This is a genomic window from Streptomyces sp. LARHCF249, assembly GCF_052871255.1.
In genome coordinates, this window is record NZ_JBIXJQ010000005.1 from 372,878 (window position 1) to 386,476 (window position 13,599).

Annotated in this window: 10 protein-coding genes and 1 tRNA gene; 5 read left to right on the plus strand and 6 right to left on the minus strand. The window is 73.3% G+C overall.

The features are described from left to right. Positions 1 to 28 precede the first annotated feature (28 nt). From ACIPUC_RS16615 to ACIPUC_RS16635, 5 genes are all read right to left on the minus strand, one after another. Positions 29 to 811: an ABC transporter ATP-binding protein gene (locus ACIPUC_RS16615; RefSeq protein ID WP_446590094.1), complete on the minus strand. Its 783-nt coding sequence runs from the start codon at positions 809 to 811 to the stop codon at positions 29 to 31. Next, entirely contained in the window at positions 808 to 3,630 is a 2,823-nt protein-coding gene (locus tag ACIPUC_RS16620; RefSeq protein WP_446590095.1) for an ABC transporter permease subunit, read from the minus strand. Before ACIPUC_RS16620 ends, ACIPUC_RS16615 begins: the two co-directional genes overlap by 4 nt. Before the next feature lie 9 nt (positions 3,631 to 3,639). Continuing rightward, positions 3,640 to 4,908, minus strand: coding sequence for an ABC transporter substrate-binding protein (locus ACIPUC_RS16625; RefSeq protein WP_446590097.1), 1,269 nt, complete (start codon positions 4,906 to 4,908; stop codon positions 3,640 to 3,642). 133 nt (positions 4,909 to 5,041) lie between these two features. After that, on the minus strand, positions 5,042 to 6,865 hold the full coding sequence (locus ACIPUC_RS16630) for an AMP-dependent synthetase/ligase (protein WP_446590098.1): 1,824 nt from the start codon (positions 6,863 to 6,865) through the stop codon (positions 5,042 to 5,044). Positions 6,866 to 6,983: 118 nt separating this feature from the next. Continuing rightward, positions 6,984 to 7,835: a LysR substrate-binding domain-containing protein gene (locus tag ACIPUC_RS16635; RefSeq protein WP_446590100.1), complete on the minus strand. Its 852-nt coding sequence runs from the start codon at positions 7,833 to 7,835 to the stop codon at positions 6,984 to 6,986. A 159-nt stretch (positions 7,836 to 7,994) separates the two neighbouring features. Here ACIPUC_RS16635 and ACIPUC_RS16640 point away from each other — a divergent pair, with 159 nt between their 5' ends. Continuing rightward, positions 7,995 to 9,038 (plus strand): bile acid:sodium symporter family protein, encoded by a 1,044-nt coding sequence (locus ACIPUC_RS16640; protein ID WP_446590444.1) that lies wholly within the window; start codon positions 7,995 to 7,997, stop codon positions 9,036 to 9,038. 9 nt (positions 9,039 to 9,047) lie between these two features. Continuing rightward, positions 9,048 to 9,479: a (2Fe-2S) ferredoxin domain-containing protein gene (locus tag ACIPUC_RS16645; RefSeq protein ID WP_446590101.1), complete on the plus strand. Its 432-nt coding sequence runs from the start codon at positions 9,048 to 9,050 to the stop codon at positions 9,477 to 9,479. Positions 9,480 to 9,505: 26 nt separating this feature from the next. On the opposite strand, the gene fdhD is transcribed toward ACIPUC_RS16645, so the two are convergent. After that, positions 9,506 to 10,333, minus strand: a complete 828-nt coding sequence (gene fdhD / locus ACIPUC_RS16650) for a formate dehydrogenase accessory sulfurtransferase FdhD (RefSeq protein WP_446590102.1) — start codon at positions 10,331 to 10,333, stop codon at positions 9,506 to 9,508. Between the two features lie 219 nt (positions 10,334 to 10,552). On the opposite strand from fdhD, the gene ACIPUC_RS16655 reads away from it, so the two are divergent. From ACIPUC_RS16655 to ACIPUC_RS16665, 3 genes are all read left to right on the plus strand, one after another. Beyond that, on the plus strand, positions 10,553 to 11,494 hold the full coding sequence (locus ACIPUC_RS16655) for a beta-ketoacyl-ACP synthase III (protein WP_446590103.1): 942 nt from the start codon (positions 10,553 to 10,555) through the stop codon (positions 11,492 to 11,494). A gap of 157 nt (positions 11,495 to 11,651) precedes the next feature. Continuing rightward, positions 11,652 to 11,736 (plus strand) — tRNA-Leu (locus ACIPUC_RS16660). 318 nt (positions 11,737 to 12,054) lie between these two features. After that, a complete protein-coding gene (locus ACIPUC_RS16665; RefSeq protein ID WP_446590446.1) occupies positions 12,055 to 13,578 on the plus strand; it encodes a protein kinase domain-containing protein in 1,524 nt (507 codons plus the stop codon). The last annotated feature ends 21 nt before the right edge of the window (positions 13,579 to 13,599 follow it).

A 13,599-nucleotide genomic window follows, 5' to 3' on the forward strand; every position in this document is an offset into this window, starting at 1 on the left:
CACCGTATTCCCGCCACCCCCGGACGGTTCACGCCGTCCCGAGGTACGCCTCCCGTACGAGCGGATCCGCCCGTACCTCGGCCGGCGGGCCCTCGGCGAGCACCGCTCCGAGGTCCAGTACGACCACCCGTTCGCACAGGTCCATCACGAAGGCCACGTTGTGCTCGACCAGCAGCACCGCGCAGCCCTCCTCACGCGCCAGCCGCCGGACGACCGCCGCGAGCTGCTCGCGCTCGGGGGCCGACATCCCGGACGCCGGTTCGTCCAGCAGCAGCACCCGCGGCGGATCGGCCACCGCGCGGGCCAGTTCCACCATCCGTCCCTGCCCGACGGGCAGCCCGCCGGCGTACGAGGTCCCCAGCGCGCCGATCCCGCAGTCGGCCAGCACCCGCTCGCCCCGCTCCCGGCGGGCCCGCTCCCGTGACCGCCGGGCCGGGAAGGCGACCAGGTCGGCGGCGAGTCCGCCCCCGCCGCCGCGCCACTCCTGGGCCACCAGCAGGTTCTCGGCCACGCTGAGCTGCCCGAACAGCTGCTGGCGCTGAAACGTACGGCGCATCCCGTGCCGGGCCCGCCAGACGGGGGAACGCCGGGTGATGTCCACCCCGTCCAGCAGCATCCGCCCCTGGTCGGGCCGCCGGATCCCGGACAGGACGTCGAACAGCGTGGTCTTCCCGGCCCCGTTCGGCCCGATGAGCCCGCACACCTCGCCCGCCCGGATCCCGAGGTCCACCCCGGTCAGCGCCCGGACCCCGCCGAACCGCACGCTGACGCCGTGGGCCTCCAGCACGTACGCGCTCCCGCTGCCGCTCATGTCGCCATCCCCAGGTAGGCCTCGGTGAGCCGGTCCGCCTCCACCTCGGCGCGCGGGCCGCACCAGGAGACCCGGCCCTGGGAGAGGTAGGCCACGGTGTCGGCGATCCCGAGGATCTCCGCCGCCTTCTCCTCCACCAGGAGCAGCGCGGTCCCGGCGTCGCGCAGTTCGGTGAGCAGGGCGTACACCTCCTCCACCACGCGCGGGGCGAGACCGAGCGAGGGCTCGTCGGCGATCAGCACCTCGGGCGGGCGCTGCAACAGCGGCGCCAGGGCCAGCATCTGCTGCTCCCCGCCGGACAGGGCGCCGGCGGCCACCCCGCGGCGTTCCGCGAGGCGCGGGAAGCGGTCGTACACGGCGGTCCGGGCGTCGGGCTCCCGCAGGTACAGCGTCAGGTTCTCCTCGATGGTGAGCGAGGGGAAGATGCCCCGGCCTTCAGGGGCGAGCAGCACCCCGGCACGCGCCCGCCGTACGGGCCCGTCGCGGGTGGCGTCCCGCCCGCGTACGCGGACCTCGCCGCTGGTGGCGGGCAGCAGCCCGGCGGCCACCCGGCAGGCGGTGCTCTTGCCGGCCCCGTTCGGCCCGAGCACGGCGAGGATCTCCCCTTGCCGGACGGCGAGATCGACCCGGTGCAGGACCAACCCCCCGTCGTACCCGGCCGCTACGCCGCGCAGCTCGAGGGCGGGCCCTGCGGGGCCTTCCCCCACCCCGCCCCAGACCCCGGCCCTCAAACGCCGGGCGGGCTGGAATCTCCCTCCGGGCAATTCAGCCCCGCCGGCGTTTGAGGCGCGGGGGTTCGGGGGCGGAGCCCCCGCCGGGTCCGGGGCGGAGCCCGGGGACGGGGGGCTGGGGGCGGAGCCCCCGGTTTCGGGAAGGGGCGGGGTGGGGGAGAGCCCCGCAGGGCCCCCGACCCCGGCCCGCCGCCGGGCCAGCCGCACCGGCACGGCCGCGCAGTACCCGTCGGGGTCATTGGCCAAGGCCAGTCCCGCCAGGCCGAACAGGATCACCGGCAGGTGCGCGGACGATGTCACGTAATCCGCGAGCAGCCTCGGGGCAACCGCGAAGACCAGCCCCGCCACCACGGCGTAGGCGGGCCGCCGGACCCCGGCCGCCACCACCACCGCCAGCCACACCAACCCGGTCATCGCCGTGAAGTCCGTCGCCGTGATACGGGTGTTGAACGACGCGTACATCACCCCGCCGAACCCGGCCAGCCCCGCAGACAGGGTGAACAGCAGCAGCTTCGTCCGCAGGACGGACACCCCCGAGGCCATCGCCGCCGCGGGCGCCGACCGTACGGCCAGCATCGCCCGCCCCGACGGGGAGCCCCGCAGCGAGCTCAGCCCGGCGGCCACCAGGGCGACCAGGACCACCAGGGCCACCCCCAGCGCCCGGTCGTCGGACAGGTCCACCGGCCCGAACACCGGCCGCGGGATCGGCCATCCCGAATCCCCGTTCCGCAGCCACCGAAGCTGGAACAGCACCTGGTCGGCCAGGAACGCCAGCGCCAGGGTCGCCAGTGCCAGCGACCGCCCGCCCAGCCGCAGCGCCGGCAGGGCGACCAGGGCCCCCAGTACGGCGGCCGCGCACGTCCCGACCGCCAGCGCCGCCACGAACGGCCAGCCCCGGCTCATCAGCAGTCCGGCCACCAGCGCCGCGCCGGTCACGAAGGTGCCCTGGGCCAGCGAGACCATCGCCCCCAGCCCGGTCACCACGGTGAAGGACATGAACACCAGCCCGATGGCCAGCCCCTGCGCCAGCAGCCCGCTCCAGAACGGCGTGGTCACGGTGTAGAAGGCCACGCACAGCAGCCCGCCGCCCGCTGCCCACACCCCCCACCGCCGCCCCCACGAGGCCCCGGCCAGATGGTCCACCGGCGGGGCGTCCACGGCCGCGACCCCCGCCGTCCGCGCCCGGCGCGTCAGCACCAGCAGGCCCCCGAACAGGATCAGGAACGGAACCGCCGTACGGAAGCCGGTGATGCCCTCGGCGAAGGACGCGTACCCGGCCACCAGGTTCTGCAGGACCCCGAGCCCCAGCCCGCCCGCGAAGGCGAGCGGCACGGACGCGAACCGCCCGATGACCGCCGCCGTCGCCGAGACGAACAGGAACAGCGTGAAGTCGTGCGCGGACAGCCCCAGCAGCGGCGTCGCCAGCACACCCGCCAGCCCGGCCAGCGCCGACGCGATCATCCAGGCCGCCGACGACAGCCGGTCGGCGCTGATCCCGCGCAGCTCGGTCAGCGAGCGGTTGTCGACGGCGGCCCGCAGCAGCAGCCCGAGCCGGGTGTGCCGCATCAGCACCCACAGGGCCACCGCCACCACCGCCGTCACCACCCAGGTGATCAGCTGGTCGGAGTCGATGCCGACGCCCTCCGCGAGCTGCCAGGACGTCGCCGGGCTCGGCCCGACCCCCGGCAGCCCGAACTGGTTCTCGGCGGGCTTCACGGGCGCGCCCGCGTCCGCCAGCAGCTCCACCACCCACAGCCCGGCCGCCGGCAGCGCCACCAGCAGCCCGATGGTCGCCACGATCTGCGCGGTCTCGCCGACCCGCGCGAGCCGCCGGAACATCAGCCGGTCCAGCCCCCAGCCGAGGCCGGGGGCGAGGACGAACACCACCAGCAGCGCCGCCGGGACGGCCGGCCAGCCCAGGCCCGAGTGCAGCTCGTAGAAGGTGAGCGCGCACAGGTAGGCGGTGGCCCCGTGCGCGAAGTTGAACAGCCCGGACGCCGAGTACGACAGCACCAGCCCGGTGGCGAGCAGTGCGTACAGGGCCCCGGAGACCAGGCCGCTCAGTACGAAGACGAGCAGATCTCCCATGCCGCGGCCCTACTTGAAGGGAATGGGCTCGTGGCACTTGAACGGGACGGAGACCTCGTACGTGCCGTTCTTCAGCTGTACGAGCGCCCCGCAGCCGAAGCTGTCCTTCTGCCCCTTCGGCTCCGCCCGGTCGCCGACGAGCGTGCCGGTGTCGGAGAAGCGCTGCGCGGCGGCCTGGAAGGACTCGACGGTCAGGTCCTTGCCCGCGGTCTTCGCGATGGACACGAACAGGTCGGCCGACATGTACCCGGTCAGCATGTGCATGTTGAGCGGCACGTCCTGCCCGCCCGCCGCGGCCTTGATGTCGGCCTTGAACTGGGCCATCCGCGGGCTGTCCGACTCGAAGGGCTCGAACTGGATCAGTACGTGCACCCCGTCCAGCGCCTGCTTGGTGGCCTCCTTGGCGAGCAGGCCCGGGTCGTAGTCGGTGGGGTCGGAGAGCAGCCCCTTGTAGCCGCCGCGCTTGAGCGCGGTGAACAGCCCGATGTTGTTGGGGGTCTGCATGACCGAGACCACGGCGTCCGGTGCCTTGCCGCCGTTGCTCCCCAGGATCTCCTTCACGTACGCCGACCAGTCGCTCGGCACGGCGGTGGCGGGCACCGAGGCCTTGGCGTAGGAGACGGTGAACCCGGCGCTGGCGAAGCCCTGCTGGAAGGTGCGGATGCCGAACTTCCCGGCGTCGCTGTCGTTGGCGATGACCGCTACGGACTTGCCCTGCGCCCCGCCGAGGAGCTGGCCGATGCCCTCGGGCCAGGTCTGGTTGAGGGTGCCGCCGGGCGTGGGGACCAGGCAGCCGTTGAAGCCGTAGATGTACTTGGGCCCGCAGAAGGAGGGAAGGGTGCCCCAGCCGAAGGTGGGAACCCTCTCCTGCTCCAGGAAGTCGGCGCCCGAGAACGTCACCGAGCTCATGGGGGAGACCGCGAAGACCTTGTCCTGCTGGACGAGTTTGCGGGCGGCCGCCATGTTCTTCGCGGGGTCCTGGCCGTCGTCCTCCGCGCCGAGGTAGTCGATCGTGCGACCGTTGACGCCTCCCTCGGCGTTGGCTCTCATGTACCGCGCCTTGGCGCCGAGATCGGTGTCCTTCTTGCTGTAGCCGCTCGCGGTGGTCATCGACACGATGCCGCCGACCTTGATCGACCCGGCCGTCACGCCGCGGCGGTCCCCGGGCGCGTCCCCGGAGCCGCCGGTCCCGTTGCCGTTGGTGGAGGCGGAGTTGCAGGCGGAGACGAGTGCGAGGGCCGCTGCCGCGGCGGCCAGGGTGCGGATCGGTCGCAACATCTGGGGATCCCCTCCGGTCGGAATCCCCGCATTCTGTGCGCGACCTGACGGATCGTCAATATCAATGGCAGGAGTGATGTGACGAACCGTCAGGGCTGGCGGGCGCGGCGGCCCGACCCCGGAACCGGCCTGCTCACGACTGGTACAGGGCCGCGACCTCCATCGCGTACGCCTTCTCGATCGCCCGGCGCTTGAGTTTCAGCGAGGGGGTGAGCAGCCCCCGCTCCTCGCTGAACTGCTCGGGCAGGACCCGGAAGGTTCGGATCGCCTCCGCCTGCGAGACCAGGGTGTTGGCCGCCACCACCGCCCGCCGGATCTCCGCCGACAGGTCCGTGTCGTGCACCAGCTCCGCCGGGGGCCGCTGCGGCAGACCGCGCATCGACAGCCAGTGCGCGATGCCCTCCGGGTCCAGGGTGATCAGGGCCGCGATGTACGGCCGGTCGTTGCCCACCAGCACGCACTGGGCCACCAGCGGATGCGAGCGGACCCGCTCCTCCAACGCGGCCGGCTGGACGCTCTTGCCGTTGGAGGTCACCAGGATCTCCTTCTTGCGGCCGGTGATGGTGAGGTAGCCGTCCGCATCCAGCCGCCCCAGGTCCCCGGTCGCCAGCCAGCCGCCGCGCAGCACCTCCTGAGTGCCGCGGGGGTCGCCCAGGTACCCGGAGAAGATGTGGCCGCCGTGCAGCCACACCTCCCCGTCGTCCGCGATGTGCACCGTGCCGCCCGGGATCGGCCGGCCCACCGTGCCGTACTTGGTCGCCCCCGGCGGGTTCGCGGTGGCCGCCGCGCAGGACTCGGTCAGCCCGTACCCCTCGAAGATCGTGATCCCGGCCCCGTCGAAGAACAGCCCGAGGCGGCGCGACATCGCGGACCCGCCCGACATCGCGTGCCGCACCCGGCCGCCCATCGCCGCGCGGACCTTCCCGTACACGAGCTTCTCGAAGAGCTGGTGCTCCATCCGCAGCCCGGCCGAGGGTCCCGGCCCGATGCCGAAGGCCCTCTGCTCGCGCGCCTCCGCGTACCGCACGGCCGTCTCCACCGCCCGGTCGAAGGGGGCCGTACGCCCCTCCGCCTCCGCCTTGCGGCGGGCGGCCGCGAAGACCTTCTCGAAGACGTACGGGACCCCCAGCACGAAGGTCGGCCGGAACGCGGCGAGGTCCGGCAGCAACTCGGCCGCCGTCATCACGGGCTGGTGCCCGAGCTTGACCCGCGACCGGACGGCGGCCACCTCCACCATCCGCCCGAAGACGTGCGCCAGCGGAAGGAACAGCAGCGTGGACGGCTGCTCGCCGGGACCGGCCTGGAAGACGGACTCCCAGCGGCTGACCATCGTGTCGGCCTCGAACATGAAGTTGGCGTGGGTGAGCACGCATCCCTTGGGGCGCCCGGTGGTCCCCGAGGTGTAGATGACGGTCGCGACCGCGTCCGGGGTCACCGCGCCGCGATGACGGTGCACGACGTCCTCGGAGACCCCGCGCCCGTCGGCGACGAGGGTGTCCACGGCCCCCGCGTCGAGCTGCCACAGCAGCCGCAGCTGAGGGAGCCGGTCGACGACCGAGCCGACCGTCATGGCCTGGTCCTCGTTCTCGACGACGCACGCCGTGCACGCGGAGTCGTGCAGGATCCACTGCACCTGCTCGGCGGAGGAGGTCGGATACACGGGGACGGGCTGGGCGCCGATCGCCCACAGGGCGAAGTCGAAGAGGGTCCACTCGTACCGGGTACGGGACATGACGGCGACCCGGTCCCCGAACCGCACCCCCTGGGCCAGCAGCCCCTTGGCGAGCGCCAGCACCTCGGCGGCCAGCTGCCCGGAGGTCACGTCCTGCCAGACGCCGCCGGTCTTGCGCCCGAGCACCACCCGGCCCGGTTCCTCGCGCGCATGCCGGAAGACGGTGTCGGCCAGCCCGCCGACGGGCGCGCCCGTGACGACCGGTGGGACGGTGATCTCGCGCAAGGCCCCGCTCCTCTCCGTGCGGCGCGGCGACGCTACCCCACGCCGGACGGCAGTTGATCAGCCCGCGGATACCTCCACAAGACCTCCTCAGCGGAACGGTTGTGCCCGGGCCGACGGGTCACCCCGTGCGGCTGAGGCGGTCCGCTCCCGAGAGGACGGCCGAGGCCAGCGCCTCGGCGGCGGCCGAGACGCGCGGGCCGCGCAGCAGCGCGAACTCCACCGAGCCCAGGTCGGGAAGTCCGCCGACCCGGACCAGCCCCGGCGGGATCAGCCCCCGGGTGTGGGCCATCACGCCCAGCCCGGCCCGGGCCGCCGCGATCAGCCCGCTCAGGCTGCCGCTCGTGCAGGCGATCCGCCACGGCCGGCCCTCCCGCTCCAGCACCTCCAGGGCCCGGGCCCTGGTGATCCCCGGCGGCGGGAAGACGATCAGCGGCACCGGGCGCTCCGGGTCCACCCGCAGCCCCTCCGCCCCGATCCACACCATCCGGTCCCGCCACACCAGGCGCCCCCGCTCGTCGCCCGGCCCCCGCCGCTTCGCCAGCACCAAGTCGAGGCGCCCCGCGTCCAGCCGCTCGTGCAGCGTCCCCGACAGCTCCACCGACAGCTCGAGGTCCACCTCGGGATGCTCCTGCCGGAACCCCTCCAGAATCTCCGGCAGCCGCGTCAGCACGAAGTCCTCCGAGGCCCCGAACCGCAATCGCCCCCGCAGCCGGGTCCCCGTGAAGAAGGCCGCCGCCCGTTCGTGCGCCTCCAGGATCGTGCGCGCGAAGCCCAGCAGCGCCTCGCCGTCCTCCGTCAGCTCCACGCTGTGCGTGTCCCGTACGAACAGCAGCCGCCCCGTCGCCTCCTCCAGCCGCCGCACGTGCTGGCTGACCGTGGACTGCCGTACGCCCAGCCGCCCGGCGGCCTGGGTGAAGCTGAGCGTCTGGGCCACCGTGAGGAACGTACGCAGCTGGACGGGGTCGTACATGCCTCACAGGCTATCCGTGCCCATCACGGAACGCGATGACAGTGAGTGCGGTGTACGGGTTTCCCGATCACCGTCCACCCCCGACCATGAGAGGAGACCGCCCGAGACGACCCGAGATCGTCCGAGACGCCCTCCCGAGAGCAAGTGAGCACCCCGCCCATGCGCCGCCCGCACCTGCCCGCCCGGCTGCCCCTGGACCCCTACATCCTGGCGCTCCTCGGCACCGTCGGCCTCGCCGCGCTGCTCCCGGCCCGCGGCCCGGCCGCCACCGTCGCCGACGGCGCCTCCACCGCGGCCGTGGCCCTGCTCTTCTTCCTGTACGGCGCCCGGCTCTCCACCCGCGAGGCCCTCGAGGGGCTGCGCCACTGGCGGCTGCACCTCACCGTGCTCGCCTGCACCTTCCTCCTCTTCCCCCTCCTCGGCCTCGCCGCCCGGAGCCTGGTTCCCGGGGTGCTCACCCAGCCGCTCTACAGCGGCCTGCTCTTCCTCTGCCTGGTCCCCTCGACCGTCCAGTCCTCCATCGCCTTCACCTCGCTCGCCCGCGGCAACGTCCCCGCCGCGATCTGCGCCGGCTCCTTCTCGAGCCTCGCCGGCATCCTCCTCACCCCCCTCCTCGCCGCCGGCCTGCTCGGCAGCGACGCGGGCGGCTTCTCCCCGGACTCCCTGCTCAAGATCGTCCTCCAGCTCCTGCTGCCCTTCCTCCTCGGGCAGTTGCTGCGCCGCTGGCTCGGCGGCTTCCTCGTACGCCACCGGCCGGTCCTCGGCTACGTCGACCGCGGCTCGATCCTGCTCGTCGTCTACGCCGCCTTCAGCGCGGGCATGACCGCCGGCATCTGGCACCAGGTCAGCCTCCCGCGCCTGGGCGGCCTGCTGGTGGTGGAGGCCGTGCTCCTCGCCGTCATGCTCCTCGTCAGCTGGTACGGCGCGAAGCGCCTCGGGTTCGGCCGCGCGGACCGCATCGCCATCCAGTTCGCCGGGTCGAAGAAGAGCCTCGCCGCCGGACTGCCCATGGCCAGCGTGCTGTTCGGGGCGCAGGCGAGCCTCGCGGTGCTGCCGCTGATGCTGTTCCACCAGATGCAGCTGATGGTCTGTGCGGTCCTGGCCCGCCGCCGCGCCCAGGACCCCGCGGATCCCGAACGCGCCGCCGACCGTGTGGCAGAGGTCTCGCCTCCGTCCCAACAGGCCACCGGTCAGGCCCGATAACGTTCGGTGGTGACCTGGATACGCCCGAACGGTGCCCACGCCGAACGCCCCTGCACCCTGGTGGTCTGCCGCGGCTGCTGCTGCGGCGACCCCCGCAAGAACCCCGGCTCCGACCACGCCGGCCAGCTCGCCCGGCTGCGCGAGGCCGCGGCCGCCTCGGAGGGCCGCCTCGCCGTCCGTACGAGCGACTGCCTCGGGCCCTGCGCCCAGGCCAACGTCATCGTGGTCCAGCCCACCACCGAGGCCCGGCGCCGCGGAGCCCGCGCGGCCTGGTTCGGCTGGGCCCTGGACGACACCGCCACCGACGAGATCATCGCCTGGGCCGCATCCGGCGGTCCCGGCGCCACCCCGGTGCCGCCGACCCTGGACCTCCACCGCATCGACCCGCCGGCCCCCGCCCCGCCCGCCCGCTCCACCCGCCGCACACGCCGCGGGCGCTGAGCCCGGCAGCCGCGCCGGCCCGGTGGTCACACCGTGATGCGCTCCTCGCCCGCGTAGATGTTCATGTTCGGGCCGCGCAGGAAGCCGACCAGGGTCAGGCCCGATTCCAGGGCCAGGTCCACCGCCAGGGAGGACGGGGCCGAGACCGCGGCCAGGATCGGGATGCCCGCCATCACGGCCTTCTGGGCGAGCTCGAAGGAGGCCCGGCCCGACACCAGCAGGACCGAGCCCGTCAGCGGGAGGCCGCCGGACTGCAGGGCCCGTCCGACGATCTTGTCCACCGCGTTGTGCCGGCCCACGTCCTCGCGCAGGTCCAGCAGCTCCCCCTCCGCCGTGAACAGGCCGGCCGCGTGCAGCCCGCCCGTGCGGTCGAAGACCTTCTGGGCCGCGCGCAGCCGGTCCGGCAGCATGCCGAGGAGGTCCGCGGAGATCCGTACGGGGTCGGCGGCCGTCGCCGGGAAGCGGGTCGCCGTGCGGACGGCGTCCAGGCTGGCCTTTCCGCACAGGCCGCAGGAGGACGTGGTGTAGACGTTCCGCTCCAGCGTGATGTCCGGTACGGGCACCCCGGGTGCCAGCTGCACGTTGACCACGTTGTAGGTGTTCGAGCCGTCCTCGGCCGCCCCCTCGCAGTAGGTGACGGCCCGCACGTCCGGGGCCGCGGCGAGCACCCCCTCGCTCACCAGGAAGCCCACCGCCAGGGCGAAATCGTCACCCGGGGTACGCATCGTGATGGCCAGCGGCTTGCCGTTCAGCCGTATCTCCAGCGGCTCCTCGGCGACCAGCGTGTCCGGACGGACCCCCACCGCGCCGTTCCGGATCCGGACGACACGACGGCGCTCGGTGACCCGTCCCATGGCGATCAGTCCACCCCTTCGGTTCTTGCCTGCGGCTCTTGCACGTATCCGACAACCTCATTGTCGCGGTTCCGCCTCCCGCACCGCCCCCGGCTGCCGGATCCTCGGGAATCTCCAAATTCCGGCCCCGGAATCCTGTCGGGTCACACGCACACGTACCCGTCAGTAGCAGGCAAAGCTGGGTGATCCTGCACTTCCGTACAAAGGGGGACCCCGCCCATGACCGGTTCACGCGTGGTGGCGCTAGGGCACTACCAGCCCGCGAAAGTGCTCACCAACGAGGACCTCGCGGCCATGGTCGACACCACGGACGAGTGGATCCGGTCCCGGGTCGGCATCAAGACGCGCCACATCGCGGGTCCGGACGAGCCGGTGGACGAGCTGGCCTTCCAGGCGGCGGGCAAGGCCCTGGCCGGCGCCGGCCTGACCCCGGACGACATCGACCTGGTCCTGGTCGCCACCTCCACCGCCATCGACCGCTCGCCCAACATGGCCGCGCGCGTCGCCGCCAAGCTGGGCATGGGCGGCGGCCCCGCCGTGATGGACATCAACGTCGTCTGCTCGGGCTTCACGCACGCCCTGGCCACCGCCGACCATGCCATCCGGGCCGGCTCCGCCTCCCGCGCCCTGGTCATCGGCGCCGACAAGATGACCGAGATCACCGACTGGAGCGACCGCAGCACCTGTGTGCTCACCGGCGACGGCGCCGGTGCGGCCGTCGTCGAGGCCAGCGACGAGCCGGGCATCGGCCCGGTGCTGTGGGGCTCGGTCCCGGAGATGGGCAACGCCGTACGGATCGAGGGTTCCCCGCCGGTCTTCGCGCAGGAGGGCCAGTCCGTCTACCGCTGGACCACCAGCCAGCTCCCGCCGCTCGCCCGCAAGGTGTGCGAGAAGGCCGGGGTCCTCCCGGAGGACCTGGCCGCCGTCGTCCTGCACCAGGCGAACCTGCGGATCATCGAGCCCCTCGCCGCCAAGATCGGCGCCGTCAACGCCGTCGTCGCCCGCGACGTCGTCGACTCGGGCAACACCTCGGCCGGCAGCATCCCGATGGCCCTGTCCAAGCTGGTGCAGCGCGGCGAGATCCCCACGGGCGCCCCGGTCCTGCTCTTCGGTTTCGGTGGCAACCTGTCCTACGCGGGCCAGGTCATCCGCTGCCCGTAAGCCGGGCGAGACGCATCGTCTCGCTATGCCCGTCGCTGTATGCGTGCAGGTCAGCACGGCGTGGCGGACCGCGGCGGCTCGGATAAGTGGTCGGAGGCCCGCCGATCCTTTGCTATTGTTGTCCATGTCGCCGCGGGAAACCGGGGCCGACCACCTGGTCCGGGTGGCGGAATGGCAGACGCGCTAGCTTGAGGTGCTAGTGCCCTTTATCGGGCGTGGGGGTTCAAGTCCCCCCTCGGACACAAAAGGTCAAACGACCAAACAGAGCCGGTCAAAGCGACATCATGTCGCTTTGACCGGCTCTGTTGTTGTGCCCGAACGTGATCTGGCCTCCCGGCATGGTCGGAGTGCGCACTGCAGCACGGTGTCGCCCGACGTGCCGGTGGTGGCGGCGATGCCGCCGCCCTCGGAGTCGCGGTTGGCCGAACGTGCCGCCGAGGCCCTCCGGTTCCTGCGCCGGCGGCAGCGCAGGCCCCAGGTACGTGCTCGTGCGGCATCATGGGCGCGAGTGGGCCAAGGGGAGCAACGTGTCGCAGGACGAGCCGCGCAACAGCAGTGTGATGGTCGGGCGTTACCGCTTGGGGAAGCGGCTGGGCAGGGGTGGGATGGGCACCGTCTGGGAGGCCTCCGACGAACTGCTCGGACGCTCGGTGGCCGTCAAGGAACTGCACGTCGGGGACGGAACGCAGTTCCGGGGCGCCGTGCGCGAGGCGCGCACGGTGGCGCAGATCAAGCATCCGCACGTCGTCGTGGTCCACGACGTCGTCGAGCACGAGGGGCGCCCCTTCATCGTCATGGAGCTCGTCGAAGGCCGTTCGCTCGCCGACCGGCTCGCGGCCGACGGGCCGCTGGATCCCGCCGAGACCGCCCGTACCGGGCTCGCCCTGCTCGGTGCGCTGAACGCGGCACACGCCCGTGGCGTGCTGCACCGCGACATCAAACCGGCCAACGTGCTCCTGGAGGCGGGAACCGGCCGGGTCGTGCTCACCGACTTCGGCATCGCCCGCCTCGCCGGATCCACCACCATCAGCGAGACGGGCGCCTTCGTCGGCTCTCCCGAGTACACCTCGCCCGAGCGCATGCAAGGTGCTGGCGCGGGCCCCGCGTCCGACCTGTGGTCCCTCGGCGTGCTCTTGTGCGCCGCGCTGACCGGGGCCTCGCCCTTCCACCGGGATTCGCTCGGCGGCGTCCTGCACGCCGTCGTGTACGACGAGATCCGGCCGCCGGAGCAGGCGGGGCCGCTGCTCCCGGTGATCCTGGGGCTGCTGGAACGCGACCCGGAGCGGCGGCTGGGGACGGTCCAGGCCGAGCGGCTGCTGTCGGCGTACGTGACCACCGGCACGCTGCCCCTCTCCGACCTCTCCGACCTCTCCGACCTGGTCTCCGGCCCGAAGCCGCCCCGGCCGGCCCGCCGCCGTACCTGGCTGATCGCGGCGGCGCTCGTCGCGGTGGCCGCCGCCGGTGGCGTGACCGCGGCATCCCTGGCCGGCGACCGTACGGCGGGCCGGGCGCCCGGGGCAGGCCCGAGCGCCCCCGCGACGGCCTCCGCGACTGCCGCACCCGCCTCGCCCGGCGCCGGTGCGCCCGTCCCGCAGGCACCGGCCGGGGCGACGCCCGAGCCCGCGCCCCCCGGATACCGGATCCGCGCCGATCCGCAGGGCTTCGCCCTCGCCGTACCCGAGGGCTACCAGCGCACCACCGACGACCAGCGGGTCTTCTACAGCTCCCCGGACGGGGCGATCCGGATCGGCATCAAGGTGAAGCCGTCGGCGCCCGAAGGCCCGCTCGGCGTGATGCGTCGCGCCGACGCCGCCGGCCCGGACACCAACCCCGGGTACCGCGACCGGTCGGTCCTCGCGACGACGCACAACGGACTGCCCGCCGCCCTCTGGGAGTTCACCTGGGACGGCTTCACGCGGGCCGAGGGAGCACGGCACACCTTCGACCTCTGCTGGGACGAGAACGGCCGCATGTACGACGTGTGGGTGTCCGCCCCCGTCAGCCGGCTCGCCGAGGCCCGGAGCCGCTTCGACGCGGCGCTGGACTCCTTCGTCCCGGCCGGGGCGGGGTCCGCGAGCCCTTGATCACGTGCCCAGGACCACCAG